This is a genomic window from Amycolatopsis sp. MtRt-6 (assembly GCF_017308975.1).
Lineage (GTDB): Bacteria > Actinomycetota > Actinomycetes > Mycobacteriales > Pseudonocardiaceae > Amycolatopsis.
In genome coordinates, this window is the sequence record NZ_JADWPD010000001.1 from 621,864 (window position 1) to 643,909 (window position 22,046).

A 22,046-nucleotide genomic window follows, 5' to 3' on the forward strand; every position below is an offset into this window, starting at 1 on the left:
GTGCTGCTGGCGGGTCTGTGCACGGTGGACGTCGTCCAGCGGGTCGAAGAGCTGCCGGCGCCGGGCGAGAAGGTGCAGTCGCTGCAGGTGGACGTCGCCGCGGGTGGGCCCGCGACGAACGCCGCGGTGACAGTGGCCGCGCTCGGCGCCGAAGCGACCCTGCTGACCGTCCTCGGCGCACACCCGCTGGCCGCCCTCGCCCGCGCCGACCTCGAAACCCACGGCGTCCGGGTCGTCGACCTCGACCCCGGGCGAACCGAGCCGCCGCCGGTCAGCGCGGCCGCCGTCCGCGACCGCGACGGCGAGCGCACGGTCGTCTCGCGCAACGCGGCCGGCTCCGAGGCCACCTGGACCGGCACGGTCGACGCGGACGTGGTGCTCGTCGACGGCCACCACCCGAACCTCGCGCTGCCGGTCGCCCGCGCGGCCGGGGACGTCCCGGTCGTGCTCGACGCCGGCAGCTGGAAACCCGTGCTCGACGACCTCCTGCCGCTGGTCGACGTGGCCGCGTGTTCCGCGCACTTCACCGCGCCCGGACCCGGCCTGCACGAGCGCGGCGTCCCCACCGTCATCACCACCGCGGGGCCCCGCCCGGTCCGCTGGTCCACTGCGGACGGGGGCTCGGGTGAGGTGCCTGTTCCCGCGGTGGAAGCTCGGGACACACTAGGGGCGGGCGACGTCTGGCACGGCGCGCTCGCCGTGGCCGTGGGGCGCGAACCGAGGGTGACGGACTGGATCCGCTTCGCCAACGAGGTGGCCGCCGAACGGGTGCGGCATGTGGGACCGCGGTCGTGGACGACCGCGATCGCAGGAAGGAACAGGACATGACGGCGTTCGACGACCTGCTGGCCAGGGCCGAGGGGCTGACCGTGCGCGGGCAGCGCAACGTGCTCGGGATCGTGGGCGCGCCCGCGTCCGGCAAGACCACGCTCGCCTGGGCGCTGGCCAACGCGCTCGGCTCGCGCGCGGCCGTGGTCGGCATGGACGGCTTCCACCTCGCGCAGGTCGAGCTGCGCCGGCTGGGCCGCACCGAGCGCAAGGGCGCCCCGGACACGTTCGACGCCGCGGGCTACTACCACCTGATCCGCCGGCTGGCCGAAGGCCGCGAAACGGTGTACGCGCCGGAGTTCCGCCGGGAGATCGAGGAACCGATCGCCGGCGCCGTCGCGGTGCCGCCGGAGGTCCAGCTCGTCATCACCGAGGGCAACTACCTGCTGCTGCCGGACGACCCGTGGAGCGCGATCCGGCCGCTGCTCACCGAAGCCTGGTTCCTCGCGCCGGACGAGCCCGAGCGCATCGAGCGGCTCGTGTCGCGCCACCGCCGTTACGGCCGGTCGCTGGTCGAGGCGAAGCAGCGCGCGCTCGGTTCGGACCAGCGCAACGCCGACCTCATCTCGCAGACGCGGGACCGCGCCGACCTGGTGCTGGAGAACCTGCCGCTGGCGAACTTCGCGATTTGACGCTCATCGTCACGGGCGGCAGCCGGGGGATCGGCGCGGCGATCTGCGTGCTGGCCGCCGCGCGCGGCCACGACGTCGTCGTGAACTACTCCGGCGAGCGGGCGCCCGCGGAAGACGTCGCCGCGCGGGTGCGGGCTTCGGGACGGCGGGCGCTGGCCGTCCGCGCGGACGTCTCCAGCGAGGACGACGTCCGCGCGCTGTTCGACGCGGCGGCCGAGCTGGGGCCGGTGACCGGCCTGGTCAACAACGCGGCGATCGTCGGCAACACCCCGGGCCGGCTGGAGGACTACGAGGTCGACGTCGTCCGGCGCACCCTCGACGTGAACGTCACCGGCGTGTTCCTGTGCTGCCGGGAGGCAGTGCGCCGGATGTCGACCCGACACGGTGGTGACGGCGGCGCGATCGTCAACATCTCCTCGACGGCCGCCCGCACCGGCTCGGCCGGGGAGTGGGTGCACTACGCGGCGTCGAAGGCGGCCGTGGACACGCTGACGTTCGGGCTCGCGCAGGAGGTCGCGGCGGACGGCATCCGGGTCAACGCGGTCCGGCCCGGCATGGTCCACACCGGCCTGCACGCGGCCGCTGGCCTGCCGGACCGGATGGCGAAGTACGCGCCGCAGATCCCGCTGGGCCGCGCCGGGCAGCCGGCGGAGATCGCCGAAGCGGTGTTGTTCCTGCTGTCGGCGGCGTCGTCGTTCACGACGGGCGCGGTCCTGGACGTCGGCGGCGGCCGCTGATCCTTGTGAACCGGCATTTCCCGGCTTTCGTGTGGTGAGCGTTCCCGGAACCGCGCGAAAGGTGAACGACAATGCGTACGTTCGAGCTGCCCGCTTCGGTGGGCGGGACGACAGCGGATCGGATACTGGGCAGGCAGCTGGTCCGGACCTGGGAGGACGACGGGATCTTCCAGGTCGCCGCCACTCCCGAGCAGGACCGCGTCACCGGCGAAGCGCTCGCCGAAAGCCGGCGGTTCTTCGCGAGGTCCCTGCCGGAGAAAGCGAAGTTCGTCAGCGACCTGACCTACAGCGGCTACATCGCCTCGGGGGAGGAAGTGACCGCGGGCGAGGCCGACTATTCGGAGATCTTCACGGTGTGCCCGGACATCCCGCGCACCGACACCCGCGTCACCGAGGGCTGGCCGTGCCACGGCCCGGTCCCGTGGCCGGACGACGGCTACCGGACGGCGATGGAGGCGCACCTCCGGCAGGTCGGCGAGATCGGCGAGAAGCTCCTGCGGCTCGTCGCGCTCGGGCTCGAGGTGGAGATCGACCGGCTGACAGAGCTCACCCGCGACGGCTGGCACCACATGCGCGTGCTGCGGTTCCCGGCCCGGTCCGCGACGACCGAGCGCGGGATCGGCGCGCACACCGACTACGGGCTGCTGGTGATCGCCGCGCAGGACGACGTCGGCGGGCTCTTCATCCGGCCGCCGGTGCCCGGCGAGCCGCGTCGCCGCAACTGGCTGCCCGACGAGAGCACGGCCGGGATGTACCAGGACGAGGAGCCGTGGCACTTCGTCGAACCCGAGCCGGCGGTGTTCACCGTGTTCCCCGGCGACATCCTGCAGTTCCTCACCGGCGGCCGGCTCCTGTCGACCCCGCACAAGGTCCGGCTCGCCGACCGGGAGCGGTACACGCTGGCGTACTTCCACGAGCCGTCGTTCGGCACCACGGTCCGCCCGCTGGCCGGCGGGGACGAGACCATCCACTACGGCAGGCACTTCACGAACATGTTCACCCGCTGCTACCCGGACCGGGTGACGACGAAGCGCATCCTCGCGGAGAACCGGTTGCGGTTGCTGTGACCATCACCGTCGGCCACCATCCGTAAGGTGCGTGTGACCGGCGGTAGGTTCCGTCCGCCTGCTGGGACGGCCGGAGACGGCGAGATCACGATTGGCCGGGGAATTGGTCACCTCGGTTTCGGCGATCGGCCGCTGTGCAACTCTGGGGAGCCGCACCGAGAAAGGACGGCTTCGGAAGCCATGGCCAAACTCATGTCCGTGCACCACCTCGCGCTCACCGTGACCGACGTGGACCGCAGCGTGCCGTGGTACGTGCGCGTTCTCGACCTCGAGGAGGTCACCCGGCGCGAGGAGCCGGACACGGGCCTGCGCAAGGTCGTGCTGCGGTCCGCCGGCGACGAGTTTTCGGTGGTCCTGGTGCAGCACGCGGACACCGGAAGGCGCGGCTTCGACGAGCGCCGGACCGGCCTGGACCACGTGGCCTTCCGGGTCCGCTCGGCGGCCGAGCTGGCGGAGTGGGAGAGCCGGCTGCAGGAGTTCGGCGTCCACTACCAGGACGCGGCGCCGTCACGCACGTTCGAGGGCTCGCGAGTGGTGGTGTTCCGCGACCCGGACGGCATCCAGCTGGAGATCTGGGCCGACCCGGAGCTTTGATTCACGCCCGTGCGTCGTCCGTCTCGTCGACCGGACGGCGCATCTCCTGCCGGTAGCGCAGCACGCCGTACCCGGTGCCGAACACGAAGAACGCGACGCTGATCCACAGCGCTGCCGTTTTCAGCCACGGCAGGGAGTCCAGCAGGCCCGCGCCGTAGTAGCCGAGCAGGACCAGCGTCGGGACCCACAGCAGCCCGCCGAACGCCGTCGCCACCAGGAAGCGGCGGGGGTCCATCCGGGCCGCGCCCGCGATCAGGGGTGCCAGCGTGCGGATCCACGGGATCCAGCGGGCCGCCACGATCGCGAAGAAGCCCTTGCGGTCCAGGAACCGCTGGGCGCGCTCGAGGTTGTGGCGGTTCAGCACCTTGCCGTCGCGGCGGGCGATCAGCTTCGTGCCGCTGGTGCGGCCGATGTAGTAGCCGATCTGGTTGCCCAGGATCGCGACGATCAGCGCGGCTCCCGACAGGAACCACGCGTTGGCGTCCGAACCGTGCTGCGCCAGCACCACGCCCGCCCCGAACAAGAGCGAGTCACCGGGCAGGAACAGCCCGATGATGAGCGCGCACTCGACCAGCACGAAGCTCAGCACGATCACCCAGACGAGCAGCGGTCCGGCCGTGTCCAGCCAGCTCACGCCGACGCCCGCGGCCTCGATGCTCACGACGTTCACACCGCGAGCCTACGTGGCCCAGGTGAACTCGCCGCGGCGAACGCTCAAATCGAGCGTTCGCTTCACCAAGGGTGAAGGCCCCCTCACCCAGCGATGAGAGGGCCTCCCCGGACCGAACCGACCTCAGAACTGGGGCAGCGACTCGCCCTGCACCGCTTCGACGTCCAGCTCGATCTTCACCGTCGTGCCGACCGCCGCGACGCCGGCGCGGACCATCGCGCTGTAGTTGATCGCGAAGTCGTTCCGGTGCAGCGTCGTCTCGGCGTGGAACGCCACCCGCACGCCACCCCACGGGTCCGGGCCCCAGCCGCCGTAGGTCAGCTCCAGCTCGACCTCGCGGCGCTCGCCGTGCAGCGTCAGCTCGCCCAGCAGCGTCCACGAGTCCGCGCCGCGCTGGCGCAGCCCGGTGCTGGTGAACGTGATCACCGGGTGGACGTCGACGTCGAGGAAGTCCGGCGACCGCAGGTGGTCGTCGCGCATCCGGATGCCGGTGTCGATGCTCGCCGCCTTGATCTCGGCGTGCACCGACGACCGCTCGGCCGGGCGGCCGATCTCGATCCGGCCGGAGACGTCCGGGAACCGCGCCTTGACGCTCGCGATGCCCAGGTGCCGGGCGGTCGCGACCACCGACGTGTGCATCGGGTCGATCACCCACGGCCCGGCGGGCGGCAGCTCGATCGCCTCGGCGACCGGGGCCAGCACGACGTCGCCGAGCGAGCCGCTGCCGTCCGAGGCGATCTGGACCGTCCGCGCGACCGGGGTGTACCCGGCCGCCGTGACGACAGCCGTGTACACACCCGGCGCGAGCGCGTCGGTGACGACCTCCCCGCGGACGTCCGCCGCCTGGCGGGCGACCTGCCGCCCGGCCGGGTCGGTGACGGTGAGCACCGCGTGCTCCACCGCCCAGCCCCCGTCTGTGCGGAAGGTCGCGCGCAGGCCGGTCATGACCGGTCGACCAGCTCGTCGAGGGCCTGGTCGTAGCTCAGCCGGACGTCGTGGCCGGCCTCGCCGCCGGTCAGCTCCACCTGGCTGGTCGCCGGCGGGTAGCCGCTCGCGACCACGGTGTACGCGCCCGCGGGCAGGTCGCTGACCACGTACCGGCCTTCGCCGTCGGTCCGCGCGACCGCGGCCACGTTGCCTTCGGCGTCGAGCACGGTGATCCGCGCGTCCGGCACGATCCGGTCGCCCTCGGTCCGCGCGGTGCCGGTGAGCAGCACCGAGCTGGCGAGCTCGACGTCGTGGCGCAGCACGCCGCTGTCGGGCACGGTCAGCGTCAGCGCGACGGGCCGGTAGCCCGCGCCGCTGGCGACCAGGGTGTAGGCCCCGGCGCCGACCCCGACGAAGGCGTAGGTGCCGTCCGCGGTCGTGATGAACGCGCCGTTCACCTCGCCGCGGCCGTCGGTGAGCGTCACCGTCACGTTCGGCAGCGGCTGGCCCGTCGAGGCCGCCCGCACGGTCCCGGTCAGCTCGCCGGACCCGGTGAGCGTGACGTCGACCGTCGCCGGGCCGTTGCTGATGACGACGCTGGAGGCCTGCGGCTGGTGGCCGTGCGCGGACACGATGAGCACGTACGCGCCCGGGCCCTGGCTGGGCACCGAGTAGCTGCCGTCGGCGGCCCCGGTGGCCCGCGCGACCTGGCGGCCGCGCTGGTCGATCAGGGTCAGCGCGGCGCCCGCCACGTGACTGCCGTCCTGGCGCCGGACGTGACCGGTCACCGGCACGCCACCGGCGCCGACGGGCGCGTCGACTTCGGCGTCCGCGACGGAGTTCGTGATCGGCAGCGCACCCGAGACGGCCTGGTAGTCGCCGTGCCCGTTCAGGGCGTGCTTCCCGCCGCCGACCAGGGCCGGCTCGCGGTCGGCCGGACGCACCGGCTCGACGATCTCGGTCGGCTCGTCGGCGTGGTCGTCGAGCAGTGCCTCGCCGCCCTCCATGGCCGCCGCGGCCGGGGCCGCGTTGGTCAGCGGGATCTCCTTCATGAACAGCAGCACCAGCGTGGCCAGCAGGGCCACCGCGCCCGCGATGTAGAACACCGTGGTGATCGACTCGGTGAAGCCGACCAGGATCGGCGTCTTGATCGCGTCCGGCAGGGTCTGGATGACGCTGGTGTTCTCGGACAGGTTCCCGACGCTCGCGCCGGCGCCGGCCGGCAGCTGGCCGCCGAACGCCTTGGTGATGTTCGGCATCAGCGTGTTGAACAGGACCGTCAGGAAGATCGCGACACCGGCGGTACCACCGATCTGGCGGAAGAACGTCGCCGACGCGGTCGAGACGCCCATGTCGCTGCGCGGGCCGGCGTTCTGCACCGCGATGATCAGCGTCTGCATGCACTGGCCGAGGCCGAGGCCGATGATGGCGGCCGCGACCAGCGGGTGCCACAGCGCCGAGTCGTACTTGACCTGCGCGAAGAAGAACGCGCCACCGGCGATGAGCAGCGTGCCGACGATCGGGAAGATCTTGTAGCGCCCGGTCTTCCCGGTGATCCGGCCGGACACGATGGAGCTGAGCATGATGCCCGCCATCAGCGGCAGCATCAGCAGCCCGGACTCGGTCGGCGTGTAGCCCTGCACGACCTGCATGAACTGCGGGATCATCGTGATCGCGCCGAACATCGCGACACCGACGATGACACCGCCGATGATCGCCACGGTGAACGTCGAGTTCTTGAACAGCCGCAGCGGGATCAGCGCGGCGTCCTTCATCAGCTTCTCGACCACGATGAAGGCGATCACGCCGACGCCGCCGATGACGTAGCAGAGGATGGCCTTCTGGTCGCCCCAGCCCCACTTCTGGCCCTGCTCGGCGACGACGAGGAACGGCACGACCGCGACGACCAGCGTCAGCGCGCCCCACCAGTCGATCCGGTGCTTGTGCGGGGTGTGCGGCACGTTCAGGACCTTCGCCACGACGAACAGCGCGACGATGCCGATCGGGACGTTGATCAGGAAGACCCAGCGCCAGCCGTGCAGGCCGGCCAGGCTGTCGATGCCGGCGAAGAAACCGCCCAGCACCGGGCCGAGCACGGTCGACAGGCCGAACACGGCCAGGATGTAGCCCTGGTACTTGGCGCGCTCCCGCGGCGGCACGATGTCGCCGAGGATGGTCATGGCCAGCGACATCAGGCCGCCGGCACCCAGGCCCTGGATCGCGCGGAACGCGGCCAGCTCGTACATCGACTGCGCGAACGTCGACGCCAGCGAACCGGCGACGAAGATGGTGATCGCGGCCAGGTAGAACGGCTTGCGCCCGTAGATGTCGGAGAGCTTGCCGTAGATCGGCGTGACGATCGTCGAGGTGATCAGGTACGCCGTGGTCGCCCAGGCCTGCAGGTCGAAGCCGTGCAGGTCGTTGGCGATCTTGACGATCGACGTGCCGACGATCGTCTGGTCGAGCGCGGCGAGGAACATGCCGCACATCAGGCCGCTCAGGATCGTGACGATCTGGCGGTGGCTCAGCCGTGGTGGTTCCTTCGCCACGGGTTGTTCGACGGTGGTGGTGCTCATGCGTTGGCCCCCTTGGCCGGTGCACCGGCGGACGCGTGGGCGTCGGCCAGCTGTGGAGAGTGGTTCTCGATACCTGTGTTGAGCCGGGCGAAGAGCCGGTTGAGGGTCTGGATGTCCCCGTCGGTCCAGTCCCCGAGCACTTCGGCCAGCCACTGGTTGCGCTGCTTGCGGTTCTCTTCGAACACCCGCATGCCCTCCGGCGTCGGCGCGAGCAGGCAGGCGCGCCCGTCCTCCGGGTCGGCCTGGCGCTCGACGAGGCCGTGCTGGACGAGCGAGCTCGACTGCCTGCTGATCGTGGAGATCTCGGAGTGGAGCGATTCGGCCAGCTTGCTGGTGCGCTGCGGGCCCTCGTGGATGAGGGTGAAGAGGATCGCGTACGCCGCCCGCTCGATGCCGTCCGGTCCCTGTTTGGCGACCTGCGACTTCGCCTTGTTGATCAGGCGGACCAAGCGGACGAGCTCGTGCCCGAGCTGGTCGGCGAGGTCCAGCTCGGCCCTGGGCCGGGTGGTGTTCGTTGCCATGGATGATCCTTCAAGGCGTTGGTTGGCGGCTGCAACTAGTTGCCTCAGGCAAGGATGTGCCTTCACTAGCGGTTATGCAAGCGGAGTACCTCGGGATGTGGTCGAACACACTTTAGTTGTTGTATGCAAGCACATTTTTTCGGGGGTGGCGGCCGGAACAACGGCGCCCGCGGTGGGTTGAGAAGAATATGACCGACGACACAGCGCTGAAGGACTTCCTCGCCGCCCGCCACCACGGCGTCCTCGCGACGATCCGCCGCGACGGCCGGCCGCAGCTGTCCACGATCACCTACCTGTACGACGCGGGAACGCTCATCGCGTCGATCACCGAGACCCGGGCGAAGACGAAGAACATGCGCCGCGACCCGCGGGTGACGTTCCACGTGAGCAGCGAAGACGGCTGGAGCTACGTGGTCGCCGAGGGCCGCGCGTCGCTGACGGCGCCGGCCGCGGCACCCGATGACGAAACGGTGGAAGGGCTGGTCGACTACTACCGCCGCGCGTCGGGCGAGCACCCCGACTGGGCCGAGTACCGCCAGGCCATGGTCACCGACCAGCGGGTGCTGCTGACTGTCCACATCGAGAAGCTGCTGGGGCTGGTCCGCTGACGCGCTGCTCCGTTACGGCTGGTTTTGAAAGAAAATTTCCGTACTGCGGACTGTCCGGGCTTACGATGAGGCCATGAGCAACGAAGCTTTGGTCACCCGGCTCCGCGACCTGCTCGGCAAGACCGCCGTGCTCACCGACACCGACGTCACCGCTTCCTACGCCCGCGACATGATGCCGCTGGCGCCGTCGGGCACGCCGCTCGCCGTGGTGCTGCCCGCGAACGCGGCGGAGGTGCAGGCCGTCGTCAAGGCGTGCGCCGAGGCCAAGGTGCCGATCGTGCCGCGCGGGGCGGGCAGCGGCCTGTCCGGCGCGGCCAACGCCATCGACGGCTGCGTCACGCTGTCGCTGACCAAGCTGAACGAGATCGTCGAGATCGACGCGGGCAACCGGCTGGCCGTGGTGCAGCCGGGCGTCGTCAACCTGGACTTCCGCAACGCGGTGGAGAAGCACGGGCTGTTCTACCCACCGGACCCGTCGAGCTACGACTGGTGCACGATCGGCGGCAACCTGTCGACCAACGCGGGCGGCCTCTGCTGCGTGAAGTACGGCGTGACGACGGACTCGGTGCTCGGCCTGGAGGTCGTCCTGGCCGACGGCTCGTTGCTCAAGACCGGCCGCCGCACGGTGAAGGGCGTCGCGGGCTACGACCTCGCCCGCCTGTTCGTGGGCAGCGAGGGCACGCTCGGCGTGATCACCCAGGCGACGGTCCAGCTCAAGCCCCTGCCCCAGGCCCCGGCGACGCTGGTGGCGGGCTTCTCGTCCACCGAGGCGGCCGGGGAGGCGGTCGCGCGGGTGGTTCGCGAGGGTCTCGTGCCGTCGTTGCTGGAGATCATGGACGCGTCGTCGATCAAGGCGTCGGAGGCGTACCTGAAGACGGACCTCGGCGCGGGCTCGAACTGCCAGGCGCTGTTGCTCGGCCAGTCGGACGCGGGCGGCGAGGTGGCCCGCCGCGAGCTGGCGGCCCTGGAGCAGATCTGCGTGGACTGCGGAGCGGACCTGGCGTACACGACGGAGGACATCGAGGAGGGCCGGATGCTCCTGCGGGCCCGCCGGGTGGTGCTGACGGCGCTGGAGACGTACGGCCTCTGGCTGACGGACGACGTGTGCGTGCCCCGAACACGCATCGCGGAGCTGATCCGCGGCTGCGAGAAGATCAGTTCCGAGGTGGGGCTGCGCATCGCGGTGGTCGGCCACGCCGGCGACGGCAACATGCACCCGACGATCGTGTACCAGCCGGACGACCCGGACGAGTTCGCGCGGGCGCAGCGGGCGTTCGACGAGATCCTCGAGGTCGGGCTGTCACTCGGCGGGACGGTGACCGGCGAGCACGGGGTCGGGAAGATCAAGCGCGAGTGGCTGGCGCGGGAGATCGGGCCGGTCGGGTTGCGGGTGCATCAGGAGATCAAGCGGGCTCTTGACCCGGAGAACCTGTTCAACCCGGGGTCGATGTTCTCGATGACCTGAGCAGCCCATGGGTACATTCGCTTCATGCGTCAGGTTCCGGTGTGCGAGCTGAACCAGAACACGGCCGGCGTGCTGGCCTGGGTAAAGGCCGGCGAGGATGTCGAGATCACCGAACGTGGCACCGTGATCGCTCGCATCGTGCCCGCCCAGCCAAGCCCGGTCTCGGCTTTGGTCGCGTCGGGAACGCTGCGCCCGGTTGGCGTGGGCGAGCCGATGCCCCGCCCGCTGGGCCCCGTGCGCACAGATCTTGAAGCCGGGGAGCTGCTCCGGCAGCGTCGCGACGACGAGCGGTACTGACGATCCACCGGGACACGGCCGCCCCCGGTGAAGCCGGTCCGGCGCGAAACCGAAAGCGCCGCGCTTGTCGACTGGCTGGGCGAACGACCGAACACGATGCTGGTCGCTCGGCACTGACCGAAGTCGAACTACCCCGGGCTCTCGCCGCAGCGATCCCGGTCTGGTGACCCATATCCTGAGGTGCTGAGCGAGTTGCCAGATCGACAAAACGGCCGCCGGCTGTCGCCGAAGCTCGGCTTGCCGAGCCCGGAGTTCGCGCGCAGGCTCCATCACGTAGCTGCGCCAACAGGGGTCCCCGCCCGGGGGACCCCTGTTTTCACGTTACCGCGAGGGTCCGACAGTTTCGGCCGGCTCAGTCCCTGATGCGCGGGATCCGCTGCGTGACCTCCGGGTCAGCCTCGGCCAGCGCCTTCTTCTCCCGGCGCGCCTTCAGGTACTCCAGCGCGATCGGCACCACCGAAACCAGCACGATCAGCACGAAGATCGCGTCGACGTTGTCGCGGATGAACGAGATGTTGCCCAGCAGCGAGCCCAGCACCGTGATGCCCGCGGCCCACAGGATGCCGCCGATCACCGTGTACGTGAAGTAGCGCTTCGGGTCCATGCGGCCGATGCCCGCGATCCACGTGATGAACGTGCGCACGAACGGCACGAACCGGGCCAGCACCACCGCCTTCGGGCCGTGCTTCTCCAGGAACTCGTGCGTCTTGTCGACGTACTCCTGCTTGAAGAACTTCGAATCCGGCCGGTTGAACAGCTTCGGCCCGGCGAAATAACCGATGTAGTAGCCGACCACGTTGCCGATCAGGGCCGCCGCCGTCACCAGGACGCAGACCAGCCACAACGGGGCGTCCAGCGTTCCGTTCGCGATGAACAGGCCCGCCGTGAACAGCAGGGAATCGCCCGGGAGGACCGGGAAGATACTGCTTTCGGCGAAGATGATCAGGCACAGCACCGCGACGACCGGTGTCGTCAGGCCGCTCAGCAGGTGCTGCGGGTCCAGCCATGACGGCAGCAGCGACATCGTGTTGACCGTGCTCTGGGCGAGAATCACCCCAAAAACGGTACAGGGTCACCCTGAGTCGTGACTGAGACCCGGTCAGACCAGCGTCAGGAGGCCGACCACGGACCCCGCGGCGAGCCCCAGCAGCACCGCCAGCAACAAGATCCAATACGCCGGGAGCTGCGCGGACGTCCGCACCGGCTCCGGCGGCCGCGGGGCGAACGTCGTCGGCGCCTCCGCGTCCAGGGCCGCGCGCTCCCGCTCCAGCGAGTCCGCGCTCGCTCCCGAGAGCAGCCCGTACGCCGACGGCAGATCGCTGGTCGGGACCGCGTCGGTGGCCGGTTCTGAAGGCGAGGCTGACGCCGAAGGCGCGAAGACGGCCTGCGCGCGAAGGGCGTCAGCCAGCAGCTGCTCGGGATCCTTCGGCTCGCTCATCTCCGCCCGTCCGCTCGCTAGGGAACCTACGTACTCAAGGTAGCCGTACCCACCTCGGCAACCCATTCTCCCCGGCGCAGCACCTTCGCGGGCCGCAGGTCCTGGTCGAGGACCACGATGTCGGCCTGGTAGCCCGGGCACAGGAGCCCGGTCCGGTCGGCGATGCCGAGCAGCTCGGCCGGCCGCCGCGACGTCGCGTGCACCGCGTCGAGGATGCCGAGTTTCGCACCCCGGACCAGATTGCGGAAGGCGGTGTCCATCGTCAGGGTGCTGCCGGCCAGCGAGCCGTTGTCCGCCAGCGTCGCGACGCCGTCGTGGACGTCGACCTCGAGCCGGCCCAGCGTGTAGCGGCCGTCCGCCGCGTCCGTCGCCGACATCGCGTCGGTGATGAGCACCGTGCGGTCGCGGCCCGCGTGCCGCGCCGCCAGGCGGACCACCGTCGGGTGCAGGTGGACCAGGTCGCAGATGAGCTCGATCGTGATGCGCTCGTCGTCCAGCAGCGCGCCGACCGGGCCGGGCTCGCGGTGGTGCAGCGGCCGCATGCCGTTGAACAGGTGGGTCGCCACCGTCGCGCCCGCGTCGATCGCGGGCAGCAGCTGCTCCTCGACGCCGTCGGTGTGCCCGATGGCCGCGATGACGCCGGACTCGGCGAGCTGGCGGACGGCCTTCACCCCGCCGTGCAGCTCGGGGGCGATGGTGACCATCCGGATCGCGCCCTGGCCCGCGCGCAGCAGCTTCTCGACCGTGCCGGTGTCCGGTTCGAGCAGCGTCTCCGGGTCGTGCGCGCCGCAGCGCGCCTTCGAGATGAACGGCCCCTCCAGGTGGATCCCCGCGACTTCGTCGTCCTGGACGAGCTCACGCAGCGCCGCGACCTGCTCACGCAGGATGTCGACCGGGTCCGAGACCAGGCTGGCGAGCATGGTCGTGGTGCCGTGACGGCGGTGCGCCCGCACCGCCGTCAGGAGTTCCCCGGGATCGAGGGAGGTGAACGAAGCGCCTCCCCCGCCGTGGCAGTGGGTGTCGACGAAACCGGGCACGACCAGCGCCCCGCCGACGTCCACGTGCTCGCCGGACGGCGGGGTCCCGGAACCCACGCCGGCGATCCGCCCGTCGGAGACGGCTACCCAGCCGTCGTCGAGTAAACGGTCCGGGGCGGCGACCCGGCCGCCCATGATCACGAAATCTCCGGCGCCTCTCACGCACCCCAGCATATATTGGTCTGGACCAAGCATGGTGATACGACTCAGTGATCGGAATGGTCCACCCGGGTCACTGCGGGGCTTGCATGGCCTTCTGGAGTGCCTCGAGCGCCCGGCTGGCGGTCGATTTGACGGTACCCTTCGAGATGCCTGCGGCCTCAGAGATTTCGGCCTCGCTCAGCCCGCCGTAGTACCGCAGCACCAGCACTTCGCGCTGGCGGGGCGGCAGCTTGGACAGCGCGCTGACCACGGCCTGGTGCTCGCTGGAAAGCATCGCGAGGCTCTCCGCGGACCGCGCGTTCACCGCGTGCGGCGGCACGTACTCCCGGGCCGTCTTCCGGCGGCGCAGCACGCTGCGCGACCCGTTGACCACCGCGGTGCGCAGGTAGCCGACGGCGGCCGCGGCGTCCCGGAGCCTGCCCCAGTTGCGGTGCAGGCCGGTGAAGGCCTCCTGGACCACGTCTTCCGCCGTCGCGGGCTCGTCGACCAGCAGAATCGCCAGCCGGACCAGCCGCATGCGGTGCTGGCGGTAGAGGTCTTCGAGGGTCAGCGGCGCGGCGGTCTGCGCCGGGGCCGGACCGTCCATGACCCGCAGGTGGCCGAGGGTCGCCTCGACGCTGCGTTCCGCATTGCCCTCGAGCATGAACCCCTGCCTGTTCTCGACCCCGGCTTGCACGGTGTGCCGCGTCAGCAGGTTCACGGTATTCACAGCGCTCACACAGGTACTGACGCGTCCCCAGCCTATCGGGTTCAAGTACCGGCGCCACAGATCGGCTGCTGGTACAGAACCGTGACACGGGTAGCGTCGGCACCGACCCGCCCGCGTCTGCCCCCGGAGATCCACATGGCCTGGTTCCTCGTCGAAATCACCTACGTCCAGGAGAAGATGCCGGACGTCCGGCCGCGGCACCGCGAGTTCCTCGCGAAGCTGGCCGAGGAGGGCCGCGTCGCGGTCGCCGGGCCGCTCGGCGACGGCACCGGCGGCATCACGCTGTACCAGGCCGACGACGAGGCGCACCTGAAGGAGACGATCGACCGGGACCCGTACTTCCTGGAAGGCGTCGTCGCGCAGCGGACCGTCCGGGAGTTCAAGCCGGTGATCGGCGCCTGGCTGCCGTCATAGGTCGAGCACGGTGGTGCCGCGGTCGACGCAGATCCGCATCGAACCGCCGTCGGCCGTCGGCACCGCGCACGTCCCGCAGAAGCCCTGCCGGCACGAATACGGCGTGGCCGGCCGGGCCGCCCGGAGGACGTCCAGCGCCGTCCGGTCGCCCGGCACGTCGAGCACCAGCCCCGACCTGCGCAGCGTCAGCCGGAACGGCTCGCCGTCGACGACCGGCGGCGGGGCGAAGCGTTCGAAGTGGACGGCGGCCGGCGTCAGCGCCAGGTCGACGCGGACACCGGTGATCATCGGCGCCGGGCCGCAGCAGTAGACCGCCGCGCCCTCGGGCAGGCCGTCGAGGAGCTCGGCGCCCGAGGCCGGGACGCCGTACTCGGTGTCCGGGCGGATCCACACGCGGTCGTCGTCCGGCAGTTCGGCCAGGAACGGCATCGACGCCCGGCCGCGTCCGGTGTAGACCAGCCGCCAGTCCGCGCCGCTCGCCACAGCCTGGTGGACCATCGGCAGGATCGGCGTTATCCCGATGCCGCCCGCGATGAACAGGAACGGCCCACCGCCGACGAAGGGGAACGCGGTCCGCGGGCCGCGCACGGTGACGCGCGTGCCGGGCACCAGCGCGTGGACCTCGGCCGACGCGGCCCCGATCTTCCGGACGGCGATCCGGTAGTGCGAGCGGTCGGCGGGGTCGCCGCAGAGCGAGTACTGCCTGACCAGGCCCGACGGCAGCACCAGGTCGATGTGCGCGCCGGGCCGCCAGCCCGGGAGCGGGGAACCGTGCGCGAGACGCAGGCTCACGACGTCTTCGGCTTCGGGCCGGGTGGCTTCGACGACCAGCGAAAGGTCCCGGTCCACAGTGCGCACGGCCGGCCGCCGCTTCCCGCTGAACCGCGACAGCCGCCGGTAGACGCCCACGACACCGACCAAAGTGGACATCAGGTGGTCGGTGCGCGCGCTGCCGTCGAGCCGGGTGGGCCGGCCGACGCTCATTCCGCCGCCCGGGCCGCGGGTGAGCTCGCCAGGTAGGCCACCGCCTGCTCGGTGTTGCCGGTCTCGGACGGGTGGTACGACCGCCGGAAGTACGGCCGGATCTCCCGCACCAGCTGACGTCCGGTCGGCAGCAACCCGCGCTTCGCGGCCCGGCGGTAACCCCGCAGCGACGCGCGGCCGGGCCGCGTCGGATCGTTGCGCATGAGATACCGCGTGCCCCGGGCGAAGACCCAGGCCAGCACCGGCGTCACCGCCGCCATGCTGCGCACCCGCCGCGTGTACCGCCCGTCGAGGTGCACGAACAGGGCGAACGCCACCGACCGGTGCTCGACCTCTTCGGCGCCGTGCCAGCGCAGGAGGTCGAGCATCACCGGGTCGGCGCCCGCGTCTGCCAGGGGCGCGTCGAGCACCCACTGGCCGAGGAACGCCGTGTAGTGCTCGATGGCCGCGATGATCCCCAGCCGCTCGACCAGCCACTCCTCGGCGGCCGGCCCGGTCAGGTCGCGGTCGCCGAGCAGCTTCCGGAACAGCCACTCCATCTGCGCCACGAACGGCCGCACGCGCACGCCCGCCGCCTCGAGGTGCGCCGCCGCGCCGTCGTGCGCCTCGGCGTGCACCGCCTCCTGGCCGATGAAGCCGAGGACGTCTTCCTTGAGCCGCTCGTCGCGGATCAGCGGCACCGCCTGCTTGAACACCTCGACGAACCACCGTTCGCCCTCGGGCAGCGCCAGGTGCAGCACGTTGATGGTGTGCGTGGCCTGCGGTTCGCCGGGGATCCAGTGCATCGGCAACGCCGCCCAATCGAACTTCACGTCCCGGGCGTGCAGGACGAGCTGTTCGTCGGGCGAGGTCATGACGCCCGGCCGGACAGCTCGTAGTCGGCCGGGTCGACCTTGCGAGTCTCCAGCCAGTAGCGCCAGGTGAAGCCGGGCCAGATCGTCCGGTTGACGCCCTGGGCGTCGAGGTACCAGCTCTTGCAGCCGCCCTGCGTCCAGACGCCCTTGACCAGCTTGTCCTGGATCTCGCGCTGGAACTCGTCCTGCACACCAGGCCGGACGTCGAGCGCGGCGGCGCCGCGGGAGTCGGCGAGCTTGATGGCGTCGACGACGTACCGCGCCTGCGACTCGATCATGAACACCACGGAGTTGTGGCCGAGCGCGGTGTTCGGGCCGAGCAGGAAGAACAGGTTCGGGAAGCCGGACACGGTGATGCCCTTGTGGGTCCGCATGCCCTCGGTCGCCCACTCCTTGGCGAGGTCGCGGCCGTCGACGCCGGTGATGTCGAGGTACTCCAGCGCGTCGGTCACCTTGAAGCCGGTGCCGTAGATGATGGCGTCGACCTCGTGTTCCACGCCCGCGGAGTCGACGATCGAGTGCGCCTTGACCTCCTTGATCCCGGCCGTGTTCACCTCGACGTTCGGCCGGGCCAGCGCCGGGTAGTAGTCGTTGGAGATCAGGACGCGCTTGCAGCCCATCGTGTAGTCCGGCGTGACCTTCTCGCGCAGCACGGGGTCCTTGATGGCCTTCGCGATGTTCCGCTTCGCGATCAGCTCGCCGGCCTTCATGATCGCCGGGTGGCCGTTGAAGCCGATGGCCCGCGCTTCGAGCAGCCAGTACAGCGCGTTGCGGTAGGCCCGCTGGGTGCCCGGGACGCGCTTGAACAGCGTCTGCGCCCAGTCCGGCATGGCGTGGTCGGGCTTGGGCATGATCCACGGCGGCGTCCGCTGGAACAGCGTCAGCTCGGCGACGTCGGGGGCGATCTTCGGGACGAACTGGACGGCGCTGGCGCCGGTGCCGACCACGGCGACGCGCTTGCCGCGCAGGTCGTACTCGTGGTTCCACCGCGCGGAGTGCCAGGTCTGGCCCCGGAACTCCCCGATCCCGGGCAGGTCGGGCACCTGCGGGATGTGCAGGCCGCCGACGCCGGAGACGAGGAACTGCGCGACGAACTCGCGGCCGTCCTTCGTGGTCGCCGTCCAGCGCCGCTCCCGCTCGTCCCAGTGGGCGCCGGTCAGCTCGACGCCGAAGCGGATCTTCTCGCGCAGGCGGTACTTGCCGGCGACGCCCTTGAGGTACTCGAAGATCTCCGGCTGCGGCGAGAACGACCGCGACCAGCCCGGGTTCTGCTCGTACGAGAACGAGTACATGTGCGACTGCACGTCGCACGCGCACCCGGGGTAGGAGTTGTCGCGCCAGGTGCCGCCCACCTCGGTGGCCTTCTCCAGGATCACGTAGTCCCGGATGCCGGCTTTTTCGAGCTGGATCGCCTGGCCGAGCCCGGAAAACCCGGTGCCCACGATCACGACCTTGAACCGCTCGGTCATCTGTCGGCCTCCGCTGCGTCGGGGATCCTGCCCAGATGACGTTACCTCAGGTAACAGTTACTTGGAAGTACTTGTTACCGGTTGGTACGCCCCGTCCGGCCGGCGCCTGAGGCGGCTCGCCCGCCGTGGCCGGTGACCGCCGACTCGAACGCGCCGCGGGCCTCGATGTCGGCCAGCGCGGCCTGGTCCGCCGCCGGTACCCGGCTGCGGGAGCCGATCTCGATGACCGGCGGGAGGAAGGCGCGCAGCAGCTTGAGCCCGCCGACCCAGCGCGGCACGTGGATGGTCCGGGCGCGCTTGAGGATGCCCGCCTCCAGGTCGTCCAGCGCGACGTCCAGCGGGTACGTCTTGCCGATCAGGCCGGGCATCGACGCGCGGAGCTTGCCGAACACCGGGTGCGCGTCGGCGCTCTCGACCAGGTCGGTGCGGATCCACGTCGGGTGCGCGACGCCGACCTTGACGCCCAGGTGGGCGACCTCGGCGCGCAGGCTGTTCGAGAACGCTTCGACGCCGGCCTTCGCGGCGGCGTAGTTCGCCATGCCCGGCGCGTGCGTGATCGCGGCGAGGCTGGAGATGGCCAGGAGGTAGCCCTTGCGCTCGATGACGTGCGGGAGCGTGACGCGGAACGTGCGCCAGACGCCGAGCAGGTCGACCTCGATGACCTTCTCGAACGCGGCCCGGTCGACCGAGCGGACGAAGCCCGCGGTCGCGATGCCGGCGTTGGCGATGACGATGTCGATCCCGCCGAAGTGCTCGACGACGCTCTTCGTCGCGGCTTCGAGCGCGTCCCAGCTGGTGACGTCGGCTTCCCACGATTTCGCGTTCGGCCCGATCCGGTCGGCGACCTTCTTCTGCTCTTCGGCTTCGAGGCCGACGAGGGCGACCTTCGCGCCGCGGGCGGCCAGCCGCTCGGCGAGCCCGGCGCCGATGCCGCGGGCGGCGCCGGTGATCAGCACGACCTTGCCGTCGACCTTCTTGGTGCCGCTCAGCAGCGAAAACGGGTTGGCCACGGTGCCCTCCTAGTGTCACTTGGGGGCACCGTACCTCAACTTACCCGCGGTAAGCTACCTGAGAGTAGCCAATTCGTCCGGGGTCAGCGTCAGGGTGACCGACGCGATCAGGTCGGTGAGCTGCTCCGGGGTGCGGGCGCTGGCGATCGGCGCGGCGACCGTCGGCTGCTGCCGGAGCCAGGCAAGGGAGACCGTGGCGACCGAAACGCCGTGCGCGGCCGCCACCGCGTCGAGCTTGGCGAGGACGTGCTCACCGTCGGCGTCCAAATAGGACGCTGCACGGGCGGCGCGCGGGCTGTCGCCGAGGTTGTCCTTCGTGCGGTACTTGCCGGTGAGGAAACCCTTGGCGAGTGCGAAGTACGGCAGCGTCGCGAGGCCTTCGCGCTCGACGAGCGGGGCGAGGTCACGCTCGTAGCCGCGCTCGACGAGGTTGTAGTGCGGCTGCAGCACGGCGAACCGCGCGAGGCCGTTCCGGTCCGAAATGGACAGTGCTTCGGCGAGCCGCTCGGCGGTGTAGTTCGACGCGCCAAGGTAGCGGACCTTGCCCGCCCGGACCAGCGCGTCGAACGCCTCGACGGTCTCTTCGAGCGGGGTGTCCGGGTCGTCGCGGTGGGCGTAGTAGAGGTCGATGTGGTCGGTCCGCAGGCGCCGCAGCGAGTCCTCCGCCGCGGCCTGGATGTTCTTCGCCGACAGGCCAGGCCTCCCGTCCCACATGCCGACCTTGGTCGCCACGACGACGTCGTCACGCCGGCCGCGGGCGGCCAGCCAGTTGCCGATGATCGTCTCGGAGCCCCCGCCGCCGCCATAGCGGTCGGCGCTGTCGAGGAAGTTGCCGCCGGCCGCGGTGTAGGCGTCGAGGACGGCGAAGGACTGCGGCTCGTCGGCCGTCCAGCCGAAGACGTTGCACCCGAGGTTCAGCTCGTAGACGTCGAGGTCGGTGTTACCCAGCTTGGTCATGCTCCCGACGTTAATGCTTCCCACGATCCGGGAAGCCGGGAGGAAAATCGCCGTCTCGTGCGTTGGGGTGTTCCATGGCAATCGAACTCGGCAAGCTCGGTATCTGGCGGCACTACTCGGGCGTCGACGCGCAGTTCGCGGCGGAGGCGGAGAAGCTCGGCTACGGCGCGATCTGGCTGGGGGCGTCCCCGGGCGGCGACCTGTCCTACGTCGACGACCTGCTCGCGGCGACGGACCGCCTGGTCATCGCGACCGGCATCGTGAACATCTGGCAGGACCAGCCCGCGGACATCGCCCGCGTGTACGAGCGGATCGCGGGCAAGTACCCGGATCGCTTCCTGCTCGGCGTCGGCGCGGGCCACCGCGAAGCGACGAAGGAGTACAAGAAGCCGTACGCGGCGCTGGTCGACTACCTGGACGGCCTGGACGCGGCGGGCGTCCCGGTTGCCGATCGCGCGCTGGCGGCGCTGGGACCGAAGATCGTCCAGCTGTCCGGCGAGCGCACCGCGGGCGCGCACCCGTACCTGACCACGCCGGAGCACACGCGCGGGGCGCGCGAGATCCTCGGCGAGGGCAAGCTGCTGGCCCCGGAGCAGAAGGTGGTCCTCGGCACCGACGCCGCCGAGGCCCGCGCGATCGGCCGCAACACCGTGAAGTTCTACCTCGGGCTGTCGAACTACGTCGCCAACCTGCGCAAACTCGGCTTCACGGACGCCGACCTGGAAGGCGAGGGCAGCGACCGCCTGGTCGACGCGCTGGCTCTGCACGGCGACGCGGAGACGATCGCGACCGGCGTCCGCGCGCACTTCGAGGCGGGTGCCGACCACGTCAACATCCAGGTGCTGAACGAGGACCCGTGGCCGGCGTACCGCGCGCTGGCGTCCGAGCTGCTGTGATCCCCGTCCGGCCGCCGGCTCGCCCGGCGGCCGGACGCCTCCCTTCTGAACCGATCCGACGTGCGGGAAAGTTTCTTCGCGGGGACCGGTGTGCGGCGGCGGCCGACCTCGTACGATGCGGTCGGGACCACCCTGTGCCAAGGAGGAGTAACGATGCCCATCGCCACCCCCGAGGTCTACGCGGAGATGCTCGACCGGGCCAAGGCGAACGAGTTCGCCTACCCGGCCATCAACGTGACCTCGTCCGAGACCGTGAACGCCGCCATCCGCGGCTTCGCCGAGGCGGAGAGCGACGGCATCATCCAGTTCTCCACCGGCGGTGCGGAGTTCGCGTCCGGCCAGAAGGTCAAGGACATGGTCACCGGCGCGACCGCGCTGGCCGAGTTCGCCCAGGTCGTGGCGGCTCGCTACGACGTGAACGTCGCGCTCCACACCGACCACTGCCCGAAGGACAAGCTGGACGGCTTCGTCCGCCCGCTGATCGAGATCTCGGCCGAGCGCGTCAAGAACGGCCAGAACCCGCTGTTCCAGTCCCACATGTGGGACGGCTCGGCGATCGACCTCGACGAGAACCTGGAGATCGCCCAGGAGCTGCTGGCCAAGACGGCGGCGGCGAAGATCATCCTCGAGGTCGAGATCGGCGTCGTCGGCGGCGAGGAAGACGGCGTCGAGGCGGAGATCAACGAGAAGCTGTACACCGCCGAAGGCGACTTCCTGAAGACGATCGACGCCCTCGGCGCGGGCGAACGCGGCCGTTACCTGCTGGCGGCGACGTTCGGCAACGTCCACGGCGTGTACAAGCCGGGCAACGTGAAGCTGCGCCCGGACGTGCTGAAGGGCGGCCAGGAAGCGGCGGCGAAGAAGCTCGGCCTGGACGCGGGCTCGAAGCCGTTCGAGCTGGTCTTCCACGGCGGCTCGGGCTCGCTCCCGGAGGAGATCCGCGAGGCGGTGTCGTACGGCGTGGTGAAGATGAACGTGGACACGGACACGCAGTACGCGTTCACCCGCCCGATCGTGGACCACTTCTTCAAGAACTACGACGGAGTCCTGAAGATCGACGGCGAGGTCGGCAACAAGAAGGTGTACGACCCGCGTTCGTACCTGAAGGCCGCGGAGGCCGGCATGGCGGCTCGGGTTGTCGAGGCCTGCCAGGCGTTGGGCTCGGCCGGCACGAAGCTCAAGTAGTCACCCGCG

24 protein-coding genes are annotated in these 22,046 nt (G+C 70.6%); 11 read left to right on the forward strand and 13 right to left on the reverse strand.

What is annotated here, in order from left to right:
• From I4Q55_RS03085 to I4Q55_RS03105, 5 genes are all read left to right on the forward strand, one after another.
• On the forward strand, positions 1-828 hold the full coding sequence (locus I4Q55_RS03085; RefSeq protein WP_206784556.1) for a PfkB family carbohydrate kinase: 828 nt from the start codon (positions 1-3) through the stop codon (positions 826-828).
• The gene (locus I4Q55_RS03090) at positions 825-1,460 is read left to right on the forward strand and encodes a nucleoside/nucleotide kinase family protein (RefSeq protein ID WP_206784435.1); all 636 of its coding nucleotides are present in this window, start codon (positions 825-827) and stop codon (positions 1,458-1,460) included. The genes I4Q55_RS03085 and I4Q55_RS03090 overlap by 4 nt, the downstream gene beginning before the upstream one ends.
• Positions 1,457-2,197, forward strand: a complete 741-nt coding sequence (locus tag I4Q55_RS03095; RefSeq protein ID WP_206784436.1) for an SDR family oxidoreductase — start codon at positions 1,457-1,459, stop codon at positions 2,195-2,197. The genes I4Q55_RS03090 and I4Q55_RS03095 overlap by 4 nt, the downstream gene beginning before the upstream one ends.
• 71 nt (positions 2,198-2,268) lie before the next feature.
• On the forward strand, positions 2,269-3,264 hold the full coding sequence (locus I4Q55_RS03100) for an isopenicillin N synthase family oxygenase (protein ID WP_206784437.1): 996 nt from the start codon (positions 2,269-2,271) through the stop codon (positions 3,262-3,264).
• A 180-nt stretch (positions 3,265-3,444) separates the two neighbouring features.
• Positions 3,445-3,858, forward strand: a complete 414-nt coding sequence (locus tag I4Q55_RS03105) for a VOC family protein (protein WP_206784438.1) — start codon at positions 3,445-3,447, stop codon at positions 3,856-3,858.
• 1 nt (position 3,859) lies between these two features.
• Here I4Q55_RS03105 and I4Q55_RS03110 read toward each other — a convergent pair whose 3' ends face one another.
• The 4 genes from I4Q55_RS03110 to I4Q55_RS03125 form a co-directional block, all read right to left on the reverse strand.
• Complete coding sequence (locus I4Q55_RS03110) at positions 3,860-4,528, reverse strand: DedA family protein (RefSeq protein WP_206784439.1); 669 nt, start codon at positions 4,526-4,528, stop codon at positions 3,860-3,862.
• A gap of 123 nt (positions 4,529-4,651) precedes the next feature.
• Entirely contained in the window at positions 4,652-5,473 is an 822-nt protein-coding gene (locus tag I4Q55_RS03115) for a YceI family protein (RefSeq protein ID WP_206784440.1), read from the reverse strand.
• Positions 5,470-8,031, reverse strand: a complete 2,562-nt coding sequence (locus I4Q55_RS03120) for an MFS transporter (protein WP_206784441.1) — start codon at positions 8,029-8,031, stop codon at positions 5,470-5,472. The genes I4Q55_RS03115 and I4Q55_RS03120 overlap by 4 nt, the downstream gene beginning before the upstream one ends.
• Complete coding sequence (locus I4Q55_RS03125) at positions 8,028-8,552, reverse strand: MarR family winged helix-turn-helix transcriptional regulator (RefSeq protein ID WP_206784442.1); 525 nt, start codon at positions 8,550-8,552, stop codon at positions 8,028-8,030. Before I4Q55_RS03125 ends, I4Q55_RS03120 begins: the two co-directional genes overlap by 4 nt.
• Positions 8,553-8,740: 188 nt before the next feature.
• On the opposite strand from I4Q55_RS03125, the gene I4Q55_RS03130 reads away from it, so the two are divergent.
• The 3 genes from I4Q55_RS03130 (at position 8,741) to I4Q55_RS03140 (ending at position 10,922) form a co-directional block, all read left to right on the forward strand.
• Positions 8,741-9,160, forward strand: a complete 420-nt coding sequence (locus tag I4Q55_RS03130) for a PPOX class F420-dependent oxidoreductase (RefSeq protein WP_206784443.1) — start codon at positions 8,741-8,743, stop codon at positions 9,158-9,160.
• A gap of 73 nt (positions 9,161-9,233) precedes the next feature.
• Positions 9,234-10,625: an FAD-binding oxidoreductase gene (locus tag I4Q55_RS03135; RefSeq protein WP_206784444.1), complete on the forward strand. Its 1,392-nt coding sequence runs from the start codon at positions 9,234-9,236 to the stop codon at positions 10,623-10,625.
• 24 nt (positions 10,626-10,649) lie between these two features.
• A complete protein-coding gene (locus I4Q55_RS03140) occupies positions 10,650-10,922 on the forward strand; it encodes a type II toxin-antitoxin system Phd/YefM family antitoxin (RefSeq protein WP_242545128.1) in 273 nt (90 codons plus the stop codon).
• Between the two features lie 352 nt (positions 10,923-11,274).
• Here I4Q55_RS03140 and I4Q55_RS03145 read toward each other — a convergent pair whose 3' ends face one another.
• From I4Q55_RS03145 to I4Q55_RS03160, 4 genes are all read right to left on the reverse strand, one after another.
• The gene (locus tag I4Q55_RS03145) at positions 11,275-11,976 is read right to left on the reverse strand and encodes a DedA family protein (RefSeq protein WP_206784445.1); all 702 of its coding nucleotides are present in this window, start codon (positions 11,974-11,976) and stop codon (positions 11,275-11,277) included.
• Positions 11,977-12,021: 45 nt separating this feature from the next.
• A complete protein-coding gene (locus I4Q55_RS03150) occupies positions 12,022-12,360 on the reverse strand; it encodes a hypothetical protein (protein ID WP_206784446.1) in 339 nt (112 codons plus the stop codon).
• A gap of 26 nt (positions 12,361-12,386) precedes the next feature.
• Positions 12,387-13,538 carry an N-acetylglucosamine-6-phosphate deacetylase gene (nagA, locus tag I4Q55_RS03155; RefSeq protein ID WP_206784558.1) on the reverse strand — a complete coding sequence of 384 codons (1,152 nt, stop codon included), beginning with the start codon at positions 13,536-13,538 and terminating at the stop codon, positions 12,387-12,389.
• A 91-nt stretch (positions 13,539-13,629) separates the two neighbouring features.
• Entirely contained in the window at positions 13,630-14,202 is a 573-nt protein-coding gene (locus I4Q55_RS03160; RefSeq protein WP_163046624.1) for an RNA polymerase sigma factor, read from the reverse strand.
• 201 nt (positions 14,203-14,403) lie between these two features.
• Between I4Q55_RS03160 and I4Q55_RS03165 the strand changes: the two genes are divergently transcribed.
• A complete protein-coding gene (locus tag I4Q55_RS03165; RefSeq protein ID WP_206784447.1) occupies positions 14,404-14,682 on the forward strand; it encodes a YciI family protein in 279 nt (92 codons plus the stop codon).
• Here I4Q55_RS03165 and I4Q55_RS03170 read toward each other — a convergent pair.
• The 5 genes from I4Q55_RS03170 to I4Q55_RS03190 form a co-directional block, all read right to left on the reverse strand.
• Positions 14,677-15,666: a PDR/VanB family oxidoreductase gene (locus tag I4Q55_RS03170; protein ID WP_206784448.1), complete on the reverse strand. Its 990-nt coding sequence runs from the start codon at positions 15,664-15,666 to the stop codon at positions 14,677-14,679. The genes I4Q55_RS03165 and I4Q55_RS03170 overlap by 6 nt on opposite strands.
• Entirely contained in the window at positions 15,663-16,520 is an 858-nt protein-coding gene (locus I4Q55_RS03175; protein ID WP_206784449.1) for a metal-dependent hydrolase, read from the reverse strand. The genes I4Q55_RS03170 and I4Q55_RS03175 overlap by 4 nt, the downstream gene beginning before the upstream one ends.
• The gene (locus I4Q55_RS03180; protein ID WP_206784450.1) at positions 16,517-17,989 is read right to left on the reverse strand and encodes an NAD(P)/FAD-dependent oxidoreductase; all 1,473 of its coding nucleotides are present in this window, start codon (positions 17,987-17,989) and stop codon (positions 16,517-16,519) included. The genes I4Q55_RS03175 and I4Q55_RS03180 overlap by 4 nt, the downstream gene beginning before the upstream one ends.
• A 74-nt stretch (positions 17,990-18,063) precedes the next feature.
• Positions 18,064-18,999: an SDR family oxidoreductase gene (locus I4Q55_RS03185; protein WP_206784451.1), complete on the reverse strand. Its 936-nt coding sequence runs from the start codon at positions 18,997-18,999 to the stop codon at positions 18,064-18,066.
• 54 nt (positions 19,000-19,053) lie between these two features.
• Positions 19,054-19,956, reverse strand: a complete 903-nt coding sequence (locus I4Q55_RS03190; protein WP_206784452.1) for an aldo/keto reductase — start codon at positions 19,954-19,956, stop codon at positions 19,054-19,056.
• 74 nt (positions 19,957-20,030) lie between these two features.
• Here I4Q55_RS03190 and I4Q55_RS03195 point away from each other — a divergent pair, with 74 nt between their 5' ends.
• Positions 20,031-20,852 (forward strand): LLM class F420-dependent oxidoreductase, encoded by an 822-nt coding sequence (locus tag I4Q55_RS03195; RefSeq protein ID WP_206784453.1) that lies wholly within the window; start codon positions 20,031-20,033, stop codon positions 20,850-20,852.
• 153 nt (positions 20,853-21,005) lie between these two features.
• The gene (gene fbaA, locus I4Q55_RS03200; protein WP_206784454.1) at positions 21,006-22,037 is read left to right on the forward strand and encodes a class II fructose-bisphosphate aldolase; all 1,032 of its coding nucleotides are present in this window, start codon (positions 21,006-21,008) and stop codon (positions 22,035-22,037) included.
• Positions 22,038-22,046 lie beyond the last annotated feature (9 nt).